Origin of the sequence: Streptomyces bottropensis ATCC 25435 (assembly GCF_000383595.1) — a bacterium.
Lineage (GTDB): Bacteria > Actinomycetota > Actinomycetes > Streptomycetales > Streptomycetaceae > Streptomyces > Streptomyces bottropensis.
Window position 1 is genome coordinate 1,921,085 of record NZ_KB911581.1, and the last position, 15,080, is coordinate 1,936,164.

The following is a 15,080-nucleotide window of genomic DNA, read 5'->3' on the forward strand; positions in this document are numbered from 1 at the left end:
TCCGCTCAGAGCGTGGCCGCACCCGCCGCGATCTGGGACGCGAAGGTGGACACCTCAGAGTAGACACCGGGGGCGTTGCGCCGGGCGCAGCCGTCGCCCCAGCTGACGATGCCGACCTGGATCCAGGCTCCGGCGTTGTCCCGGCGGAACATCGGGCCGCCGGAGTCGCCCTGGCAGGTGTCGACGCCACCGGCGGCGAAGCCGGCGCAGATCTCGTCGCCCGGGACGAGACCCCTGTACAGGCCGCCGAAGGCGCGGCAGGTGGTGTCGCTGATGAACGGCACCGTGGCCTTCAGCATGTACCGCTGCTGGGCACCGCCCTCGACGGCCGCGCCCCACCCGGCCACCGTGAAGTCACCGGTGTTGTACTGCGTCGTGGTGGCGATCTTCAGCGTCGGCAGGTTGATCGGCTGGGCGAGCTTGATGAGGGCCCAGTCCTTGCCGGTGCCGTTGTAGCCGGGGGCCCGGTACACCTTGGTCGAGCGGACCTGGACCCGGCCGCTGGTGCTCTGCAGGTCCACGACGCCCGCCGTGGCGGTGATGCCGGTGTTGTTGCCGGTCGCGCCCACACAGTGCGCGGCCGTGAGCACGATCTGCTGGGTGTACAGCGCGCCGCCACAGCCCATCGACAACCGGACCATGAACGGGAACTCGCCCTGCGCGGCACGCGTACCGCCGACGACCGGCGAGGGAGCGGCCTCGGCCGGTGACACGGGCTGCAGACTGGCGATCGCGAGCGCGGCGGCACCGACAACCGCGCATCTCTTCAGGGCGGTGATGAGTCGCTTCAACGTGATGCCTTCCGTGGGGGGTTGACATGCGATGACTCGTACGACCGAACCGCAGATTTGACGCAGGCATGCCAAAAGGCGGCAGGAACTTCCCTCTGATGGCATGCCCAGGTCAATTTCTGTTGCAGGATTATGAGAACGCCGAAAGCCCCCGCACAAGAGGCGTGAACCAGCCAGCCCCACGCCCGGCCCACGCCGCACACCGCGAAAACCGCGTGCGGCGGCGCCGAAGGGGCGCGCACACTGACCCGGTGATCGACATCACCCCCCACCTCGTACGCGCCCTCGTCTCGGCCCAGTTCCCCGACTGGAGCGAGCTGCCCGTCCGGCCCGTCGACCGGCAGGGCTGGGACAACCGCACCTTCAGGCTGGGCGAGGACCTGACCGTCCGGCTGCCGAGCGCGGAGGGCTACGCGGCCGCCGTGGCCAAGGAGGACCGCTGTCTGCCCGAGCTGGCCCGGCACCTGCCGCTGCCCGTGCCGGAGCCGGTGGCCGTCGGCGTGCCGGGGGCGGGGTACCCGTTCGCGTGGTCGGTCCGCAGATGGCTCCCGGGGGACACCGTCGAGGTGGCGCCGGGCATCGACCGGACGCGCCTGGCCCGCGACCTCGGGGACTTCCTGGTCGACCTCCGCCGGGCCCCGCTCGGCCGCGGTCCGGCGGCCGGGCGGCACTCGTACTTCCGCGGGTGCCACCCCGGCGTGTACGGCGACGAGGTCGAGCAGGCCCTGGACCGGCTGACGGACGTCGTCGACGTCGCCGCCTGCCGAGCCGTGTGGGCGCAGGCGCTGACGTCCGCCTGGCCTGCGGCGCCGACCTGGTTCCACGGCGATGTCGCCGTCGGCAACCTCCTCGCCGCGGAGGGCACCCTCCGCGCCGTCATCGACTTCGGCTCCTCCGGCGTCGGCGACCCCGCCTGTGACCTCGTCATGGCCTGGACGTACTTCACCGGCGAGGAACGGAAGGTCTTCCGCGAAGCGGTCGGCCTCCCCGACGACACCTGGCGCCGGGCCCGAGGCTGGGCACTGTGGAAAGCGCTGGTGACCACGGCGGGCCTGTCCGGCCCCGACCCGGAGGGACGTCAGCGCCGGGTGATCGACCAGGTCCTGGAGGACCCGGTCGTCTAGGCCGTCCCCTGGCCTACTTCCCCTCTACCGTGCGGAGCATGACCACTCACGCGGGCCCGCAGGCCCACGCGTTCCCCGACGCCGACCACCTCGACGCCTGGCTGACCGCCCACCCCGCCCCGCACACCGGCGACCTCTGGGTCATGGTCGCCAAGAAGGGGTCCGGCATCCGTTCCGTCGACGCCGGCGAGGTCAACGACGTGGCCCTCTGCCACGGCTGGATCACCGGCATCCGCCGACGCCTCGACGAGCGGTACTTCCTGCAGCGGATCACCCCGCGCCGCCCGGACAGCGCCTGGTCGACGGTGAACGTCCGCCGGGTGGCCGAGCTGACCGCCGCGGGCCGCATGCGCACCGGTGGCCTCACGGAGGTGGCCGCGGCCCGGGCGGACGGGCGATGGGCGGCGGCCTACGCCTCACAGCGGGAGGCCGCCGTACCGCAGGACCTGACCACGGCCCTCGCCGACCACCCCACCGCCCGCCGGGCCTTCGAACGCCTGGGGAGAACGGACCGGTACCTCGTCGTCCTGGGCCTGCTCAAGGCCCGCACACCGCACACCCGGGTGACCCGCCTGCGGGCGGTGCCGGCCGAACTGGAGGCGGCGGGGCGGGACAGGACCTGACCCGGTCGGCTCGGAGCCGGGCGCCGGGCCGCCCCAGGGTCAGCGCGGCCTCCGCGCGGGCGGTCCGGCTGGGGCGGTCTCGGCCGAGCTGGGGCCTGGTCCGTCGGGCAGGGCGCCGGGGATGTCGACGCGCACGCGGCGACCCGGTTGCGGTGCCGCGCCGGCCGAACCGGGCCGCGGCGGTACGACAGAACCCCACCGGTACGGCGCCGAGCCGCCGGTCGGGGCCGCACACCTGGCACCCGGCCGCGCGGCGGATACGGTCACCTGCTGGCCTGGCTGCCGCCGGCCACCGCCCACACCCACCACGACACAGCCGGGTTCGTGTACGGCGAGGACGGCGAAGGTCTCCACGACGACTTCACCGTCCGCCCCGTCCTCGCACTCCGCACCGGCTGACGTCCCGGGCGTCCCGGGCGTCCCGGGCGTGCCGGGCGTCCCAGGCGTCCCGGGCGGCTCAGCCGGCGTTCCGGATCGCCGAGATGTCGAAGGTCAGCTTGATCTTGTCCGACACCAGGACGCCGCCCGTCTCCAGCGCGGCGTTCCAGGTGAGGCCCCACTCGGAGCGCAGGATCTCCGCCTTGCCCTCGAAGCCCACGCGCTCGTTGCCGAAGGGGTCCTTGGCCGCGCCGTTGAACTCCAGGTCGATGGTGAGCGGCCTGGTCGTGCCGAGGATGGAGAGGTCACCGGTGATGCGGTAGTCGTCCCCGCCGAGGGCGACCGCCTCGGTGGAGCGGAAGGTCATCGTCGGGAACTCCTCCGTCTTGAAGAAGTCCGCGCTCTTCAGGTGACCGTCACGGTCGGCGTTGCCGGTGTCGATGCTGTCCATCTTGACGTCGATGGACGCCGTGGACCGGGACGGGTCCGAGCCGTCCAGGTGCAGACTGCCGGTGAAGTCGAGGAAGCCGCCCTTGACGTTGGTGACCATGGCGTGGCGGGCCGTGAAGCCGATCGTGGTGTGGGACGCGTCGATCGTGTAGTCACCGGTCAGCGCGGCCAGTTCGGGGTTCACCGCGGAGGTGGTCGCCGTGGCGGCGGCGGTCTCGGTGGTCGTGTTGTTGCGGCCGAAGATGCCCATGACGTCTCTCCTTGGGGAAGTTGTTCAACGTTCAATGAACTGAACAAGCCCCACCGTAGACCTATTCCGTTCAACTTTCAACCTTGTCGCACGCGTGATCGACACGTCACGCACCGTTGATCCCGCGCGGACGGAATGGTAGACGCCATGGGCATGACCCCCACCCGCCGGAACGTCCTGCTCCTCGCCGCGACCCTGGCGGCGGCGCCCACCCCCACCGCGTACGCCGCCGACCGGTCCGCGGCCGACGACGACGAGTACGACACCCTGCGCCGCCGCTGGCTGGCCATCGCACTCGGCGCCGGATACGACCCCACCGCCGAGCCCTACGCCACCCGCCTGCGCGAGACCGGCGACCTCGCCCACGCCTTCCGCGCGGCCATGGCACCCACCGCGGACTCCCTCTGGCCCGGCCACCGCTTCGACCCGCCCGCGGGAATCACCCAGAGCTACAGCCGCCTGTGGACGATGGCCCAGGCCTACGCGCAGCCGGGCACCGGCTCCACCGGCGACGCCGGCCTCCTCGCCGACATCCTGCGCGGCCTCGACCACCTCACCGCGACCGTCTACCACCCCTCCACCACCCGCTACGGCAACTGGTGGGAGTGGCAGATCGGCAGCCCCCGCCTCCTGCTGGACATCGTGGCCGCCCTGTACGCCGACCTCACGCCCGCCCGGCGGGCCGAGGCCTGCGCGGCGGTCGACCACTTCATCCCCGACGCGCTGCTCCGCGAGTACAGCGGCACCTCCACCGGCGCCAACCGCGTCGACCTCTGCCGCTCCGTGGCCCTGCGCGGCATCCTCGGCCGCGCCCCCGAGAAGATCGCCCTGGCCCGGGACGCCCTCTCACCGGTCTTCCCGTACGTCACCCGGGGGGACGGGCTGTACGCCGACGGTTCGTTCGTGCAGCACACCTGGGTCGCCTACTCGGGGACGTACGGACAGGTCATGCTCGACGGACTGGGCAGGCTCTTCGCGCTGCTGGCCGGGTCTGCCTGGGAGGTGACCGACCCGAACCGGCAGATCGTCCTCGACGGTGTGGAACGGGCGTACGCGCCGCTCATCCACGACGGACTGGTGATGGACAGCGTCAACGGCCGTGCCATCAGCCGGGGTTACCTCAAGGGCGACGACCGGCACATCATGCGCGGCGACCACTTCCACGGCCAGGGGATCATCGCCGCGATCGCGCTGCTCGCGCTCGGCGCCACCACCGCGGAGCGCGAGCGGTGGCACGGGCGGATCAAGGGGTGGATCGCCCGCGACACGGTCACCCCGATCCTGACCGCGAGACAGTTCGGCGTCGCGGACCTGGCCCGGCTGCACGCCGTCGCCGCGTCCCCGGTCGCCGCCGCGCCCGACCCCGTCGGCCACCGTCTCTTCCCCGCCATGGACCGGGCCGTCCACCGCCGCCCGGGCTTCGTGGTGAACATCGCCATGGCCTCCGACCGCATCGCCCACTACGAGTGCGGCAACGGCGAGAACCCGCGCGGCTGGCACACGGGCGCCGGTGCCACCCTCTGGTGGGCCGCCGGGCGCGGCGACCAGTACACGGACTGGTTCTGGCCCACCGTCGACTGGTACCGCCTCCCCGGCACCACCGTCTCCACCCAACGGCTCGCCGACCGGGAGGGCGGCGAGTGGGGCGAGCCGAAGCCGGCCGTGCGGTGGGTCGGCGGCACCACGGACGGCGAGTACGCGGCGATCGGCCAGCACCTCAAGGGGCTCGGCTCCACGCTGGAGGCCCGCAAGTCGTGGTTCTGCCTCGCGGACGCCGTGCTCTGCCTCGGGGCGGGGATCACCTGCGCGGACGGCGTGCCGGTGGAGACGGTGGTCGACAACCGGAACCTGGGTGAGGGCGGCGGTACGGCTCACCCGCCGCTCGTACGCGGCCGGCTCTGGGCCCACCTGGAGGGCCACGGCGGCTGGGTCTTCGCGGACCCGTCGGCGGGCAGCCCCGGCAGCCCCGGCAGCCTCGCCGGAGCGCCAGTCCTGCGCACCCTCGGGGAGGACCGCACCGGCGCCTGGTCCGACATCAACACCGGCGGTACGACCGAGCGCCGCACCCGTCGCTGGCAGACCCTCTGGCTGGACCACGGCACCGATCCGGTGAACGCCGGCTACGCCTATCTGCTCATGCCCGGGGCGTCCCGCCACGCCGTCGAGGCCCGTGCCGCCGACCGGCGCTGGTTGTCGATCCTCGCCAACGACAGCGCCTGCCAGGCGGTTCACGTCCCCTCGCTCGGGCTGATCGGCGCCACCTTCTGGCACGCCGGTACGGTGGGCCCGCTGACCGCCTCCGCCGGGGCGAGCGTGCTGATCCGCCGCCGGGGCGGGACCGCTACCCTCTGCGTGAGCGAACCACCGCGCACGGGCGAGCCGCTGGAGATCATCTGGCGTGGTCCGGTGCGCGGGGTGATCCGGGCGGACGAATCCGTCGAGGTGCTGGAGCCCGCGCCCGGTCGGCTACGGCTGCGCGTCACCCCCGGGACGGCCTGCGCCACCCACACCTGTGAGCTGTCTCTCCCCTGAGGGTGCCGACACCGCTTTGTGAGACCCCTACAAGCCCCACACCCCCTGAGCAGTCGATTCGCCTGCATGCCGACGAGGTTCTGTTCAGGGGTACCAGGAAAACACGCCGGAGACTGTACGGAGTCGACGGACCGCTTTCCTCGCTCGGCTTCGTATGGTCGCTACATGACCGTTTTGGATGAGGCACCGGGTGAGCCGACGGACGCGCGCGGGCGAGTGGCCGAACTGCACGAGATCCGTGCCCAGGCTCTGGCCGGCCCCAGCGAGAAGGCGACCGAGGCGCAGCACGCCAAGGGCAAGCTGACCTCCCGGGAGCGCATCGAGCTGCTGCTGGACCCGGGCTCCTTCAACGAGGTCGAACAACTGCGCCGGCACCGGGCCACCGGATTCGGTCTGGAGGCCAAGAAGCCGTACACCGACGGTGTGATCACCGGCTGGGGCACGGTGGAGGGCCGTACGGTCTTCGTCTACGCCCATGACTTCCGTATCTTCGGCGGCGCGCTGGGCGAGGCCCACGCCACGAAGATCCACAAGATCATGGACATGGCCATCGCGGCCGGAGCCCCGCTGGTCTCGCTCAACGACGGCGCGGGCGCCCGTATTCAGGAGGGCGTCTCCGCCCTCGCCGGCTACGGCGGCATCTTCCAGCGCAACACCCGGGCCTCCGGTGTCATCCCGCAGATCAGCGTGATGCTCGGCCCCTGCGCGGGCGGCGCGGCCTACAGCCCCGCCCTCACCGACTTCGTCTTCATGGTCCGCGAGACGTCGCAGATGTTCATCACCGGCCCGGACGTCGTCAAGGCGGTCACCGGCGAGGAGATCACGCAGAACGGACTCGGCGGTGCGGACGTGCACGCCGAGACGAGCGGTGTGGCCCACTTCGCCTACGACGACGAGGAGACGTGCATCGCCGAGGTGCGCTACCTCCTGTCGATGCTCCCGCAGAACAACCGCGAGAACCCGCCGCGCGCGGAGGTCTCCGACGCGCCCGACCGCCGCAGCGACGTCCTGCTCGACCTGGTCCCGGCCGACGGCAACCGGCCCTACGACATGACCAAGGTGATCGAGGAGATCGTCGACGACGGCGACTACCTGGAGATCCACGAGCGCTGGGCCCGCAACATCATCTGCGCCCTCGGGCGGCTCGACGGCCAGGTGGTCGGCATCGTCGCCAACCAGCCGCAGTCCCTCGCGGGCGTCCTGGACATCGAGGCGTCGGAAAAAGCTGCGCGCTTTGTCCAGATGTGTGATGCTTTTAACATCCCGATCATCACGCTGCTGGATGTCCCCGGGTTCCTCCCGGGCGTCGACCAGGAGCACGGCGGAATCATCCGCCACGGCGCCAAGCTGCTGTACGCGTACTGCAACGCGACCGTGCCCCGGATCTCCCTGATCCTGCGCAAGGCGTACGGAGGTGCCTACATCGTCATGGACAGCCAGTCCATCGGCGCCGACCTCACGTACGCCTGGCCGACCAACGAGATCGCCGTCATGGGCGCCGAAGGCGCCGCCAACGTCATCTTCCGCCGTCAGATCGCCGAGGCCGAGGACCCCGAGGCGATGCGGGTCCGCATGGTCAAGGAGTACAAGGCCGAGCTGATGCACCCGTACTACGCGGCCGAACGCGGCCTCGTCGACGACGTGATCGACCCCGCGGACACCCGCGCGGTCCTCATCCGCTCCCTCGCGATGCTCCACACCAAGCACGCGGACCTGCCGTCCCGCAAGCACGGCAACCCGCCGCAGTAACCCGCCCGTTCCCTCGCGGTACCCCTGCGGAAACCTCATCCACGGAGACTGACTTCCATGAAGCTGCCTGATATTCGCGTCGAGAAGGGCCACGCCGAGCCCGAGGAAGTGGCCGCGATCACCGCGCTGCTCCTGGCCCGTGCCGCCGCGCAGCCCACCGAGGCCACGCCGGCCCACCGGGGCCGCCTGCGTGCGGGCTGGCGCCGCCTGGAGCGCGAGCCCGGCTTCCGGGCGCCGCACAGCTGGCGCTGAGCGGATCCGTCCGCCGGACCTCAGGAGGGCCGGAACCCGTCGCGGGTTCCGGCCCTCCGGCGTTCCCTCTCGTCCGCCGGTCAGACGAGCGCGACGATCCCCCAGATGATCAGTCCGAGCACCAGAAGCACCACGAGGAGCGTGCCGCAGGCGGCGGCCAGGACGAAGAGGTCGTCGTTCCCGGACGCGGCGCCGGCGCCCGCCTTCGGCGGTGGCGTGCGGGGCGCCCGGCCGGGCTTCTGCGGCGGAGGCGCGCAGGCCGGTGGTGGTGTGGGGGTCGGTGGCGGTGTGGGGGGTGCCGCCGAGGGCCGGGGTCGGGTGGACGCGGTCGTGGAGGTGGGCGAGGCCCTCGGCGTGGCGGTGCGGGAAGGCGCGCCGCTGGAGGGTGGAGGGCCGGAGGGTGCCGGGCTGGACGCGCCGGCCGTGCGCGGCGAGCCGGTACGGGGAGGCGCGGTGCCGGAGGGGGCGGTGCCGGAGGGGGCGGTGCGGGACCTTCCGGCGGGGGACGACATGGGTCGTGACATCGAGGCGGACGCGGTCGCCGAGGCCGACGCGGACGCCGCCCCCGCCCCACCCACCCGGCCGGGCGAACGCGTGAACGGGTCGGTTTGCCCGTCCGCGAGCCGGCGGCACCATGGACACGCGTCGAGATGGCCGCCGTAGGAGTGCGCCGGAACCCGGGCACACCGCGTGATGTCCTCCCGGACGTCGTCGAGTGCGGCCAGCCAGGCCGCCGAGCTCGGCCGGCGGGCCGGCTCGCGCAGCCCCGGCCCGAACGTGGCCTTCGCCAACCGCAGCACCCGGGGCGGCACCACCTCGGCCGACAGCAGCTGCGCGGGCACCACCACACGGTCGGGATGCACCAGGAACGAGGTCCCGCTGAGGATGTTGTCCTTGCGCGTGGACTCCTCGGCGCCGTACTTCGGGGCACCGTCGAAGGGGTGGTTCCCGGCGGTGACCAACTGGTAGACGAGGACCGCGAGGGCGAAGTCGTCCGAGTGCCGGGTCGGCTCGGTGCCGTCGTAGCGCTCGGGGCAGGCGTAGTCGTCCGTGAACGCGTCGGAGCCGAACTCCTCGTTCGTCAGCGCGTCCCTGAACGCGAACGAGTCGCAGTCGAGCAGGGTGATGTAACCGCTGCGGTCCGCGACCGCGTTCGCGCTGGACAGGTCGCCCACGACGAACCCCTCGACATGCAGCCGGGCCGTCATGTACGCCAGGTTCGCGGCCACCCCGACCAGGAACTTCCAGTCGGTGGCCCCGTCGAGGCGGAGCCGCACCTGCTTCTGGAGCAGACCCTTGAGCGGGGTCTGCGCCGACGGCTCCAGCCGGGGCATCCCGTAACCGACCGGCCGGCCACCGGACTCGACGAGATCCGTCGGCCACGCCAGCAGCGGCGGCTGGTCCGGCTGCAGCTCCTCCTCCGCCAGCGGGGCCGCTCGCAGCATCGCCGTGAGCCGCCGTAACTGCTCCTCGCCCGGGGCGCGTTTGTAGATCTTGGCGGCGAGGTCGGGGCGCTCGCGCAACGCCCACACGTCGCCGTAACCGCCCTCCCCGAGCGGCTGTCCCTCGCGGGTGACCGGCGTACCGTCGCCGAGGGTCAGTTCGGCGGTGTCGTCCACGCCGTCGCCGTGGCCAGGGCCGCCGCTCTTGTCGTCGCTGTCGTCGTTCGTCCTCATGTCCGGACCGCCCACAGAAGAGTCTTGTCGTCACCGGTCACCCGGGTGATCTGGTCCGAGGCCAGGAAGGAGGACAGCCACCGCTCCTCCTCGGCGTGGTCGTACGCGGGGTCGCCGAGCCGTGCGAAGAGGTGGCCCACGAACGCGTCGTGCGGCAGCGGCGGGCCGGCCGGGGTGCGTTTCAGCAGTGCGTTGGTCAGTCCGTCGGTGGACAGCAGGACCCCGTCGATGCCGCCGTCCCGCACACAGTCCACCCGGAGGTGTTCCTCCGCCCCGGGCGAGCCGACGAACACCGTCTCGTTGGCGTACTCGCTGCGGACGTGGGGGCGGGGCAGCAGATGGTACGAGCCCGGTGCGCCGCCGGTGCGCAACAGCACCAGGCCGTCACCGATGGACAGTTGCCCGAGCCAGCCCTCGGCGACCACCGCCACCGTCAGCGTCGTCGCGTACGGACCGGGGTCCGCGCCGCACCAGCCCAGGAAGGTGCTCCGGACCTGGTGGAAGGCCTCGGTCAGGCGGTCCTTGCGGGCGTGGACCTCCGGGAGGACCGCCCAGGGGGTCGCCACCGTGGCGAACGCGTCCATCGCGAGGGTCACGACCTGCCGGGACCCCTCCTGCGAACAGGAGGCGCTGCCCGCCCCGTCCGCCACCGCCAGCACCAGACCCGTGGGGGTCTGCCGGTGGTCCATGGCGTCCTGGCACGGCAGCCGTTCCTGGAGGTGCCGGTAGCCGATCACACTCGTGCCGTGCACCCGCCAGTCGGCGGCGGCGCTCACGCGGGCACCTGCCCGCCGCCGCGCCGGCTCTTGAGCCGGGCGAAGATCTCCTGGAACTCCGCCTCCGCGGCACCGCCCTGGGCCGCGCGGGCGCTGTGCGACATGGCGGCGAGCAGTTCCTTGAACGGGAACCCGTCCAACCAGGCGTGGTAGTTGGGCGCGAGCTCCTGCAGGACGGCCTCCGCGCCGCTGTGCCGCTCCCCGACGCCCACCGCGAACAGGCGGAAGCGGCGCTCCTCCTCGGCCTTGCGCAGCTCGGGCAGCAGATCGCGGTAGGCGTGCGAGAACTGGCCGCGTTCGTTGCTGGGGAAGCCGTCCGTGACCACGCAGATCTGCGGGCGGTAGTAGGTCAGTCCCGAAGTGCGAAGCCCCGCCTTGTAGTCCGCGACCACCTCCATCGCCAGACGCAGGGCCCGGTCCAGCAGGGTCACCCCGTGGGCGCGCAGCTGGGGCGGGCGGAACTCGTGGGCCGGGACGAACGGACTGTGCGGCCACACCGGCGCGGTCGTGCCGAGCGGGACGTCGCCCTGCCACACCGTGATGTTCTCCGGGCCGCCGAACGTGATCACGGCCACGTCGACCGCCGCGCTGAGGGCCATGTCGTCCACCAGGCTCTCGGCCCACGAGGCCAGCGCCGTGTTGAGGGAGGTGATGGCGCCCTTGGCGGCGAGCGAACTGGAGGCGTCCAGGCAGAGCAACAGCGGCAGCCGTTGGGCGCTGTCGAACTCGAAACCCGTGTAGGGAACGGGGAGCTGGGTCTCTTCGGAACCAGGAATGTGGGTCACGGCTTCTCCGTGGTGCTGTGGGAAGAACAGGACGTCGTGCGAAAGAGAGACGGGGCGGGCGGGGGTCAGCGGAGCGGGCGGGCGTCGAGGACCGGCGGGTCGGACAGTGCTGCCGCGCCTGCGGTGGTGGAAGGGGATGTGGCTGCGGCTGTCGTCGTGACCGTGATGCGTACGGGACTGCCGGGCTGGGGGAACGCGTCGGCCGGACCGTGCCAGTGGGCGCGGCGCAGGACGCCCTCCCACTCGACGTACCCCTGCGGACGCAACCAGGTGACCGCGGTCGCGATCCTGGTGCCCGAACCGAGATAGAGCGTGTCCAGTCCGTCGCCGCCGGCGTCGTCCCGCACCGGGGACGGGGAGACGGCGGGATCGGGGGCGCCGATCGTGGTGGGCGGGGTGTGGGGTTCCGGCTGGTCGGCGGCACGGGTCGGACCGGGACCGGTCGGCCGGGGCGGAGCGTGCTCGTCCGGGCCGGGAGGGCTGTGCGAGCCGGACGGGTCGCCGTGACCGGGCGGCTCGTTCGCGTCGGGGGGCGCCGAAGTCGTAGGCGGCGCGGAGGGATGGGGTCGCATCGGGGCTCTGGGAGACGTCGGAGAATGCGGTGACGTCGCGGGGTGGTGCGATACGGGGGACTGGGGCTGCGCCTCGGGCCCGTGCGGCGCCGAGGACCTTGACGACGGCGATGACCTGGGCGACCTGGGGCGCGGCGGGGTGGCCGTCGGTGAGTGTTCCGGGGGTTCGGTCGGAGCCCGGTGGTCGGGCGGTGCGGCGGACGAGGTGTACGGACTCTCGCGCGAGGGCAGGCCGGGCTGGGTCAGCTCGCCGGAACGGCTTCCGTGCCCGGGGAGACCCGCGGGACCCTTGGCTCCAGCCACCTCCTCGCGCTCGCCGAACCGCCCGGACTCCCGGGGCTGCGAGGACCGGTTGCCGCGTGCGGGTTCCCGGCGCGGCTCGGCATCCTGGTGCCCTGCGGGCCTGCCGGGATTCCCGGGTTCGCCGCGTCGCTGAGGCTCGCTGCCGCGTGCGGGTTCCCCGCGTCGGTCGGTTTCCCGGTGTCCCGCGGGCCTGCCGGGATTCCCGGGTTCGCCGCGTCGCTGAGGCTCGCCGCCCCGTGCGGATTCCCCGCGTCGCTCCGGTTCGACGCGTCGCCCGGCTTCCTCGCGTCGCGCGGGCCGGGTCCGGCCGGCTGCTCCGTGGCGCTCGGCTTCCCCGCCCGCACCGGACTTGCCGTACCACCCAGGCCCGCCAAGAGGTCCGGGTCCCGTGCGCTGCTCAGCTTCTCGGCGCCGTCCCGGCTCGCCGAGCCTGCCGGACACCTCGCGTCGCTCGGGTGCACCGCGTCGCTCGGGCTCATCGAGAGGCCCGGGCACGCCGGGCCTCTTGAACACACCGAACCTCCCGGACGCACGGCGCCTCCTGGACTCACCGCGTCGCTCGGGATCGCGGTGCCTTCCGAAGGCACGGCGCCCGGCTCCCCCCTCCGGCTCCCTCCGCCGGGCGACCTCTTTGAGCCCCTCGGACCCCCCACGCTCGTCGGACCCTGCGCGGCCCTCGGCGCCCCCGCGCTCGTCCAACGCTCCGCGCCCGCCGGACCCGCCACTCTGATCGGGCACCCCCTGCCCTCCGGCCTCACCGTGTCCTTGGTCCTTCGCGGAGACTTCGTGGGCCCAATGCCCCAGCGCTGCCCCCGCCCACTCCAGCAGTCGGCCGGGGAGGCCGAGCAGCCAGCGCACATCCGTGCTCAGGCGGCGGCCGGTCGTCCCCCGGGCCGGGCGTCCCGGGCGGCGGGCACGGTCGGACGTGGCCGACGAACCGTGGGCGCTGCCCACCCCGCGCCTGTTCCTCCGGCCCCGAAGCCGCCCGCCCGCACGCTCTTTCCCGGACTCGCCCCGCCTCTCCCCAGGCCCACCAGGGTTTCCGGGGCCGCCCACCGACCCCACCGACCCCTCCTCCTGTTCGGCGTCGCTTCCGTCCCCGGGCTCTTCCCGCGGGTCCCGCCGCGGGCGCAGGTGCCCGTCCGGGGAGCGATGGCCGCCGGGCCCCCGGGAGGGGCGGGCGCGTGTGGCCCAGATGAGTGCCGTCACCACCGTGATCAGTGCCACCAGTACGGCCCAGAGTGTGTGGAAGACGAGTTGCACCGGATCACCCCCGCGCCGCGAGGTCGTCGGCGCCGCGCAGCGTGTGTCCCAGGTCCCGGCACTCCGCGAGCAGCCGGGTCGCCCGTTCCAGCACGGTGTCCAGCGTCGCGTCGAAGCCGGCCGGGGTCATGTGCGAGGTCAGGGGGAGCGTCGACACCGCGGAGAGCAGGGGGAGTTCGGTGCGGTCGTAGCCGAGTACGGCCGTGGGGGTCACTTCGCGCGCGTTCCACGCCGTCGCCGCCGCGGCGGTCGACGCGACCCGGTCGGGCGGCACGAGGGTGCCGTCCGTGACGATCACCACCACCCACCCGCCGGCCTGGTTGAAGTCCACGACGAGCGCCGGCCCGGGGCTCCCCTCCGGGGTGATGTCGACGCCGAGCGCGCCGTGCTCGGCGGTGACGCGGGCGCCGCGTCGGCGGGCCCAGGTGCGGGCCAGTGCCTCCCAGCCGTCGCGCAGCGGGACGAGGGGATCAGCGGTCATGGTGCGCGAGTGCCTTCCGGATGAGTGCCTGGGTCAGTCCTGCGTCCAGCAGCCGGACGGCGGCGGGCCGCAGCGCACAGCCGCCGCCCGGCTCCGGCGGCCCCGGCACATGGCACCGGTGCGGCGGCCCGGGCACCGGGCGGGACCGCCTGCCGTCCCGCGAGGGCGCCCGCTGCGGCCGGGTCGGGGTGTCCGCCAGTGCGGCCAGGCCGGCCATGACCTCCAGCGGGGTCGGCCGGGCCAGGGGGGCGTAGGAGAGGCAGGCGGTGATCAGCGGGGCGAGGGCCGCGGGCATGCCGCCCAGGTCGGGCCGGGCTGCGCCGAGGATCCGCCGGTCGGCCTCCCGACCGGTGCCGTACGGGGGTCGGCCCGTCGCCGCGAAGGTCAGGACCGCGCCCAGGGCGAAGATGTCGACCGCGGGCGTGGGCCCATGGCCCGTGAGCTGCTCGGGGGCCATGTAGCCGGAGGTGCCGAGGACGGTGCCCGGCGCGGTGAGACCGCCGGCCGCGGCGGCCGACCGGGCGATGCCGAAGTCGATGAGGCGGGGCTCGTCGCCCTCCAGGACGATGTTCCCGGGCTTGAGGTCGCGGTGGATCACCCCGCGCTCGTGCACGGTGACGAGTGCCTCGGCGAGCATCAGACCGAACCGCTGGACGAGCCCCGTGGAGAGCGGCCCCCGCTCGTGGACCCGCACGGCCAGAGTGGGTCCGTCGACATAGCGGGTGGCCAGCCACAGCGGGGGAGTGCCGGTCTCGGCGTCGTACACGGGCACGGTGTACGGGCAGTTCACCTCGCGCAGCGCTGCCACCTCGCGCGCGAACCGCAGTCGTATCTCGCTCTGTTCGGCGAGGTCCTCACGGATGACCTTGACCGCCAGCCGTTGCCCGGCGGGAGTGCGGCACAGATAGACCGTGCCCATGCCCCCGCTGCCGAGTCGGCCGACGACCGTGTACCGCCCCACCCGTGCCGTACCGCCAGGCCAGTCCATGTGTCCCCCGAGCGTCCCGGCGCCGACAGCCGTCCCCCTGACCTGTCGCCGCGCCGCAGGTCGCTCAACGTACCCGAAGGCGCACGC

At 73.1% G+C, this 15,080-nt stretch carries 13 protein-coding genes; 5 read left to right on the forward strand and 8 right to left on the reverse strand.

The genetic code is table 11. The features are described from left to right. Nucleotides 1–5 precede the first annotated feature (5 nt). Nucleotides 6–791, reverse strand: a complete 786-nt coding sequence (locus STRBO_RS0108585) for a S1 family peptidase (protein WP_005479938.1) — start codon at nt 789–791, stop codon at nt 6–8. Between the two features lie 251 nt (nt 792–1,042). On the opposite strand from STRBO_RS0108585, the gene STRBO_RS0108590 reads away from it, so the two are divergent. Both STRBO_RS0108590 and STRBO_RS0108595 read left to right on the forward strand, forming a co-directional pair. Continuing rightward, nucleotides 1,043–1,915 carry an aminoglycoside phosphotransferase family protein gene (locus STRBO_RS0108590; protein ID WP_005479936.1) on the forward strand — a complete coding sequence of 291 codons (873 nt, stop codon included), beginning with the start codon at nt 1,043–1,045 and terminating at the stop codon, nt 1,913–1,915. A gap of 38 nt (nt 1,916–1,953) precedes the next feature. Beyond that, on the forward strand, nt 1,954–2,538 hold the full coding sequence (locus tag STRBO_RS0108595; RefSeq protein ID WP_005479935.1) for a YdeI/OmpD-associated family protein: 585 nt from the start codon (nt 1,954–1,956) through the stop codon (nt 2,536–2,538). A gap of 457 nt (nt 2,539–2,995) precedes the next feature. On the opposite strand, the gene STRBO_RS0108605 is transcribed toward STRBO_RS0108595, so the two are convergent. Then, nucleotides 2,996–3,616, reverse strand: a complete 621-nt coding sequence (locus tag STRBO_RS0108605) for a YceI family protein (protein WP_005479932.1) — start codon at nt 3,614–3,616, stop codon at nt 2,996–2,998. Nucleotides 3,617–3,763: 147 nt separating this feature from the next. Here STRBO_RS0108605 and STRBO_RS0108610 point away from each other — a divergent pair, with 147 nt between their 5' ends. The 3 genes from STRBO_RS0108610 to STRBO_RS0108620 all read left to right on the forward strand — a co-directional run bounded on the left by STRBO_RS0108610 (nt 3,764) and on the right by STRBO_RS0108620 (nt 8,149). Further along, on the forward strand, nt 3,764–6,148 hold the full coding sequence (locus STRBO_RS0108610; protein WP_005479931.1) for a polysaccharide lyase 8 family protein: 2,385 nt from the start codon (nt 3,764–3,766) through the stop codon (nt 6,146–6,148). A 165-nt stretch (nt 6,149–6,313) separates the two neighbouring features. Further along, nucleotides 6,314–7,897 (forward strand): acyl-CoA carboxylase subunit beta, encoded by a 1,584-nt coding sequence (locus STRBO_RS0108615; protein ID WP_037627141.1) that lies wholly within the window; start codon nt 6,314–6,316, stop codon nt 7,895–7,897. 57 nt (nt 7,898–7,954) lie between these two features. Continuing rightward, a complete protein-coding gene (locus tag STRBO_RS0108620; RefSeq protein WP_005479927.1) occupies nt 7,955–8,149 on the forward strand; it encodes an acyl-CoA carboxylase epsilon subunit in 195 nt (64 codons plus the stop codon). An 80-nt stretch (nt 8,150–8,229) separates the two neighbouring features. On the opposite strand, the gene STRBO_RS40885 is transcribed toward STRBO_RS0108620, so the two are convergent. From STRBO_RS40885 to STRBO_RS0108650, 6 genes are all read right to left on the reverse strand, one after another. After that, on the reverse strand, nt 8,230–9,825 hold the full coding sequence (locus STRBO_RS40885) for a hypothetical protein (RefSeq protein WP_005479925.1): 1,596 nt from the start codon (nt 9,823–9,825) through the stop codon (nt 8,230–8,232). Then, a complete protein-coding gene (locus STRBO_RS0108630; protein ID WP_005479923.1) occupies nt 9,822–10,601 on the reverse strand; it encodes a PP2C family serine/threonine-protein phosphatase in 780 nt (259 codons plus the stop codon). The genes STRBO_RS40885 and STRBO_RS0108630 overlap by 4 nt, the downstream gene beginning before the upstream one ends. Continuing rightward, nucleotides 10,598–11,386: a vWA domain-containing protein gene (locus tag STRBO_RS0108635; protein WP_005479921.1), complete on the reverse strand. Its 789-nt coding sequence runs from the start codon at nt 11,384–11,386 to the stop codon at nt 10,598–10,600. Before STRBO_RS0108635 ends, STRBO_RS0108630 begins: the two co-directional genes overlap by 4 nt. A 65-nt stretch (nt 11,387–11,451) precedes the next feature. Beyond that, nucleotides 11,452–11,958, reverse strand: a complete 507-nt coding sequence (locus tag STRBO_RS0108640) for a hypothetical protein (protein WP_028796547.1) — start codon at nt 11,956–11,958, stop codon at nt 11,452–11,454. A gap of 1,570 nt (nt 11,959–13,528) precedes the next feature. Then, nucleotides 13,529–14,005 (reverse strand): hypothetical protein, encoded by a 477-nt coding sequence (locus STRBO_RS0108645; RefSeq protein ID WP_005479917.1) that lies wholly within the window; start codon nt 14,003–14,005, stop codon nt 13,529–13,531. Next, on the reverse strand, nt 13,995–14,993 hold the full coding sequence (locus tag STRBO_RS0108650) for a serine/threonine-protein kinase (RefSeq protein ID WP_005479916.1): 999 nt from the start codon (nt 14,991–14,993) through the stop codon (nt 13,995–13,997). Before STRBO_RS0108650 ends, STRBO_RS0108645 begins: the two co-directional genes overlap by 11 nt. Nucleotides 14,994–15,080: the final 87 nt, after the last annotated feature.